This window comes from Kitasatospora sp. NPDC059571 (assembly GCF_042735675.1).
Taxonomy (GTDB): Bacteria; Actinomycetota; Actinomycetes; order Streptomycetales; family Streptomycetaceae; genus Kitasatospora.
In genome coordinates, this window is sequence record NZ_JBHWBW010000198.1 from 8,482 (window position 1) to 13,053 (window position 4,572).

Annotated in this window: 4 protein-coding genes and 1 pseudogene; 1 reads left to right on the top strand and 4 read right to left on the bottom strand. The window is 75.7% G+C overall.

Features of this window, described 5'->3' with window-relative positions:
* Positions 1 to 62 precede the first annotated feature (62 nt).
* From ACFV0G_RS21645 to mgrA, 4 genes are all read right to left on the bottom strand, one after another.
* Complete coding sequence (locus ACFV0G_RS21645) at positions 63 to 305, bottom strand: chaplin (RefSeq protein ID WP_380550144.1); 243 nt, start codon at positions 303 to 305, stop codon at positions 63 to 65.
* A 227-nt stretch (positions 306 to 532) separates the two neighbouring features.
* The gene (locus ACFV0G_RS21650; protein ID WP_380550147.1) at positions 533 to 1,249 is read right to left on the bottom strand and encodes a hypothetical protein; all 717 of its coding nucleotides are present in this window, start codon (positions 1,247 to 1,249) and stop codon (positions 533 to 535) included.
* Positions 1,246 to 2,577 carry a 2-isopropylmalate synthase gene (locus ACFV0G_RS21655; protein ID WP_380550150.1) on the bottom strand — a complete coding sequence of 444 codons (1,332 nt, stop codon included), beginning with the start codon at positions 2,575 to 2,577 and terminating at the stop codon, positions 1,246 to 1,248. Before ACFV0G_RS21655 ends, ACFV0G_RS21650 begins: the two co-directional genes overlap by 4 nt.
* A gap of 241 nt (positions 2,578 to 2,818) precedes the next feature.
* Positions 2,819 to 3,859 (bottom strand): L-glyceraldehyde 3-phosphate reductase, encoded by a 1,041-nt coding sequence (mgrA, locus tag ACFV0G_RS21660; protein ID WP_380550153.1) that lies wholly within the window; start codon positions 3,857 to 3,859, stop codon positions 2,819 to 2,821.
* Positions 3,860 to 4,077: 218 nt separating this feature from the next.
* On the opposite strand from mgrA, the pseudogene ACFV0G_RS21665 reads away from it, so the two are divergent.
* A pseudogene (locus tag ACFV0G_RS21665) lies at positions 4,078 to 4,572 on the top strand (hypothetical protein); the annotation flags it as partial.

The window sequence follows — 4,572 nt, forward strand, 5'->3', positions numbered from 1 at the left end:
GGGCCCGCCCGGGGCTGTGCGCCGCGGGGGCGGACCGCCCCCGCGGCGCGTGGACACCGGTGTCAGCCGACGTTGGCGCAGCTGTTGCCGAGGGTCGGGTTCAGCAGCGAGACGACGCCGATGCTGTTGCCGCAGACGTTGACCGGCACGTGCACGGGCACCTGGATCAGGTTGCCGGACAGCACGCCGGGCGAGCCGACGGCCGTGCCCTCGGCACCGGAGCTCGCCGTGGCACCCCCGGCGGCGAGCAGGACGGCGGAGACGGCGGCAACGGCAACGGCGGATGCGGTACGGACGAAGGACACGGAGCACTCTCCTCGAACGGATACGGGATCGGACGGCTCACCAGCCGCCCGCCTGTCACCCATCCTTCGCCCCGCCACCCGCCGGCGGCCGGGTGACCGGGCCCGGATCCACCCGATCGGCCCACGGGGAAAGGCCGTTGTGTCCACCAGCGGGTGAAGGCCGTCACTCGAATGCTCCGACGGGCCGTCATGTCGTCACAAGGAGGACCATGTGACGGATCGTCGGATCAGATGCCGGAAGGCCGGTCGGCAAGATGGGCGAGGTAGCCGGCAGCGCCGCCGTACGGGTGGTCCTGGGCACCGTGCCGGTGCAGTTCGAGGCGGCTGTCGGGGTGCAGGCGCAGGGTGGTGGTCGCCCGGCGGGGCGGCCCGGGCCGGGTGTCCGGCGCCGCGTGTGGGTCTCCGGCGCCCAGCACGGGGACGGCCGGCCCGAACATCGCGGCGGCCTCCGCCGCGGTGGCGGCGGGCGCGTGGCCCGTCCGGTTGGCGCTGCTGACGTACAGGACGGGGTGCGGGTCGAGCAGCGCCCGCAGGGGCTCCCAGCGGGCACCGAACAGCAGGGTCCAGCCGTCCTTGCTCGCCGGGGCGGCCCATCCGGGGCGGTCGCGGCCGGGGCGCAGCGGGGCGAGCAGGGTGACCAGTTCGTCGGCCAGCAGTCGGCGGGCCAGGGCGTACCCGGCGGTGTCCAGGTCGAGCAGCGGTCCGAGGGCGGCCAGGGTGTCGGGGTGGTGCGCCCAGAGGGCGACGGGCTGGTCCGCCGGGCGGCCCTTGGCGGTGTTGACCGCCCGGGGGTCGGTGGCCGCGACCACGTGGGTCAGCGGTGCCGGATTGGGGAGCACGACGGCGCCGCCGCGGCGCAGGCGTTCGGCGACGGCCGCGACGTCGGCGGCGGCAGGGTCGGGCGGGCCCGGCGGGTGGTCGCCTGCCGGACCGGTGGGCCTCACCGGGTGCCCCGCGCAGCAGAGTTCGGGGCGGCGATCACGGCGGTGAGGCCGTCGAGGTAGGCGGCGAAGGCCTGTTCGTCGACCACGGCCCGTCCGGTGCGGTAGGCCTGCGTCTTGACCCAGCCCATGGCGGTGCGGGCCTGGCCGGCGTCGAGGTCGCGGCCGAGGCGCGCGGCAACGGCGGTGACGACGCGGGCGCTGGCCAGGTGGGTGAGGACGACGGTCGGCGCGATGCCGAGCCGGGCCTGCGGGTCGAAGGGCTGGAACAGCTCGGGATGGACGAACGGGGTGCCGGTGGAGATGGTGCCGACGCCGGTGCCGACGATCGGCGTGGTCACGGTGAGCGGCAGCTCGGTCTGGGCGGAGACCATCCGGGCGATCACCGGCAGCCGGGTCAGGTCGGGCTCGGTCCACCAGAGTCCGCCACCGCCGGGGTCGCCGTCACGGCGGCTGCCGGGGCCGCTCTCGCGATCGCCGTCCACCGCCGCGCCGATCAGCCGGGCGATCCGCCCGGGGTCGTGGGCGAGCAGGAACAGCAGCTGTTCGGTGGCGGCCATCCCGGAGCGTTCGGCGAGACCGAGCCAGGAGCCGGCCACCACCCGGACGCCCGCCCTGACCGCTTCCAGGGTGTTGGCCAGGCCCAGGCCGAGGTCGTTGTGCAGGTGCGCGCCCAGCACCACCTCCGGGCCCGTGCGCGCGCGGACCTCGGCGAACATCGCGGCCGTCTCGGTGGGCAGTTGGCCGCCCACGGTGTCGGCCAGCAGGACCGTTCCGGCGCCCGCCGCGGTCAGCTCCTCGGCGGCGGCGGACGCCAGTCCGTGGTCGGCCCGGGCGGCGTCCGCGAGGCAGACGTCCACGGCGACGGCCTCGTCGAGGTCGCGGGCCCGCTTCACCAGGGCCACGCCCTCGTCGAGCGCCTCGCGGGCGCCGCGGTGGACCATGACCTGCGCCATCGCCTCGGAGGCGGGCACGACGACCATGACCCGGGCGTGGGCGGTGCCGCGGACTGCGGTGACGGCCCGGCGGAGGTCGTCGGCCGTGCCGCGGCACACCGCGGCCACGCTCACCGCCCCCTCGGCCTCCACGGCGACCCGGCGCACCGCCTCGTACTCCTCGGCGCAGACCGCGGGGAACCCGGCCGCGAACACCACGTGCCGCGGCCCGTGCCCGCCGAAGATCCGCCCCTGCTCGCGGGCGAGCCGGACCCGGAACTCCGCCGACATCAGCGTCTTGGCCTGCGCCCCGTCCCGGGCCGACTCCTCCCACATCACGAGCCGTCCGGCCCGTGCCGACTCCCGGACCACGTCCACGGCAGCGTTCCCGACCACGGTTGCACCCCTCCCCGTCCGGACGCCCGTCCGGGCAGCCCACGGCCGCCCGGGCGGGGGCGGACCGACCGACCTCCGGAGAGTCGATCGTCCCAGCACGACCGGGTCGCACACCGGCCGCGGCCGGTGTGGATCACTCCTTCGGGGGAAGCCGGGGCGCCGGGACGGCGCGCACGCGCCGCGGACGCGACGATGGGCACGCCTCCCGCCCCGGCATCCGTCCCCGTAGGACCGGGGCGTGTCAGCCCTCCGTGGACTTCGCCCAGAGGTTGAGGCCCGCGTCGGTGGCGTACCGGTCGATCTCGACGAGCTCCTCGTCGGTGAGCGGCTCGCCGCGCAGGGCCGCCACGTTGCTCTCCAGCTGCGCCACCGAGGACGCGCCGATCAGCGCGGAGGTCATCCGGGGGTCACGCAGCAGCCAGCTCAGCGCGAGCTGGGCGAGGGACTGGCCGCGGCGGGCGGCGATCGCGTTGAGCGCCCGCAGCTTGTCGAGGGTCTCGTCGGTGAGGGCCGCCGGGTCCAGCGACTTGCCCTGGGCCGCCCGCGAGCCGGCCGGAATGCCGTTCAGGTAGCGGTCGGTCAGGATCCCCTGCGCCAGCGGGGCGAAGCCGATGCAGCCGGCGCCCTCCTCGGCCAGCACGTCGAGCAGGCCGTCCTCCTCGATCCACCGGTTGAGCATCGAGTACGACGGCTGGTGGATCAGCAGCGGGACGCCCATCTCGCGCAGCAGCGCGGCCGCCTCGCGGGTCTTCGCGGCGCTGTACGAGGAGATGCCGGCGTAGAGCGCCTTGCCCTGCCGCACCGCGGAGGCCAGCGCCCCCATGGTCTCCTCCAGCGGGGTCTGCGGGTCGAAGCGGTGCGAGTAGAAGATGTCGACGTAGTCCAGGCCCATCCGGCGCAGCGACTGGTCGAGGCTGGCGGTCAGGTACTTGCGCGAGCCCCACTCGCCGTACGGGCCGGGCCACATGTCGTAGCCGGCCTTGGTGGAGATGACCATCTCGTCGCGGTACGGCCGGAAGTCGGCGGCCAGGTGGCGGCCGAAGTTCTCCTCGGCGGAGCCGTACGGGGGGCCGTAGTTGTTGGCCAGGTCGAAGTGCGTGATGCCGAGGTCGAAGGCCCGGCGGAGGATGGCGCGCTGGGAGTCCAGGGTGCGGTCGTCGCCGAAGTTGTGCCAGAGGCCGAGCGAGATCTCCGGGAGCTGGAGTCCGCTCCGGCCGCTGCGGCGGTAGCGCATGGAGCCTTGGTAGCGGGTCTCGGCGGCCCGGTACGGGGCGGGGATCATCAATGCCTCCAGAGGGATATTTGTATGCAGACACAACAATATCGGACCGTCCGGGGCCGGACCGGCCGGGCTGCTACGGGCCGTTCTGAGTAGGCGATACTCGGGTACCGGGGGGCGGTCCGCGGCACGCTGAGGGGCGGCGCCGGGCGGGCCCGGGCCCGCCGATCCGACCCTGCCGCTCGGGCGGGCGCGGGGCGAGGACGAGAGGGGATGAGGCCGTGTTTCGGGCCGGACTGGTGTTGTGCGTACTGCTCGGGGCGGAGACGGGGGCGGTCCTGGTGGGCGCCCTGGGGCTCGGGCACGGGCGCGGGGTGGCGCTGTTCGTGATCGGCCTGAACCTGGCGCCGTGGACGGGGCTGCTGGGCTTCGGCCTGCTGTACGGTTCCCGGCGCCGGCGGCTGGAGGCCGCGCGGGCCGGCCGGGTGCAGCCCGCGGTGGCCCGGATCGAGTCGGTGCGGGCGGTCGGCGAGGGGCCCGAGGTGCCGCTGCAGCTGGACCTCTCGGTGGCCCCGGAGGGGCGCCCGGAGTACCGCGCCACCGCGCGGGCGGTGGCGAACGTGATGGCACTGGACGAGTACCGGGCGGGCCGCAGGCTGCTCGTCGAGTACCTCGCCGTGCAGCCGGCGCACGTCCGGGTCCGGGGCCGGCGCGGAGGGGGGCCCGCCCGGCCCGGCGGGGGCGCGGCGCGCGGGGGGGGGGGCGCTCGGGGTCCG

Excerpts from the sequence above, each read along its gene's own strand:
- mgrA (WP_380550153.1), bottom strand. The coding sequence starts at position 3,859 with ATGATCCCCGCCCCGTACCGGGCCGCCGAGACCCGCTACCAAGGCTCC.